This is a genomic window from Citrobacter sp. CK202, assembly GCF_030333225.1.
In the GTDB taxonomy this organism is placed as follows: Bacteria; Pseudomonadota; Gammaproteobacteria; order Enterobacterales; family Enterobacteriaceae; genus Citrobacter_B; species Citrobacter_B koseri.
Window position 1 is genome coordinate 1 of record NZ_JAOWGI010000002.1, and the last position, 661, is coordinate 661.

General features: G+C 51.7%; 1 rRNA gene. It reads left to right on the plus strand.

What is annotated here, in order from left to right:
• Positions 1-116: 116 nt before the first annotated feature.
• Positions 117-661 (plus strand): 23S ribosomal RNA (locus OGX84_RS00005); the annotation flags it as partial.

Consider the following 661-nt stretch of genomic DNA (forward strand, 5'->3'; position numbering starts at 1 on the left):
TTTGCTCTTTAAAAATCTGGATCAAGCTGAAAATTGAAACGACACACGTAAAGTGTGTATGAGTCTCTCAAATTTTCGCAACGCGAAATGTTTCACGAAACATCTTCGGGTTGTGAGGTTAAGCGACCAAGCGTACACGGTGGATGCCCTGGCAGTCAGAGGCGATGAAGGACGTGCTAATCTGCGAAAAGCGCCGGCGAGGTGATATGAACCCTTGACCCGGCGATGTCCGAATGGGGAAACCCGGTGCACTACGGTGCATCATCGTTTGATGAATACATAGTCAAACGAGGCGAACCGGGGGAACTGAAACATCTAAGTACCCCGAGGAAAAGAAATCAACCGAGATTCCCCCAGTAGCGGCGAGCGAACGGGGAGGAGCCCAGAGCCTGAATCAGCTTGTGTGTTAGTGGAAGCGTCTGGAAAGTCGCACGGTACAGGGTGAAAGTCCCGTACACGAAAATGCACAGGCTGTGAGCTCGATGAGTAGGGCGGGACACGTGGTATCCTGTCTGAATATGGGGGGACCATCCTCCAAGGCTAAATACTCCTGACTGACCGATAGTGAACCAGTACCGTGAGGGAAAGGCGAAAAGAACCCCGGCGAGGGGAGTGAAAAAGAACCTGAAACCGTGTACGTACAAGCAGTGGGAGCCTCTTT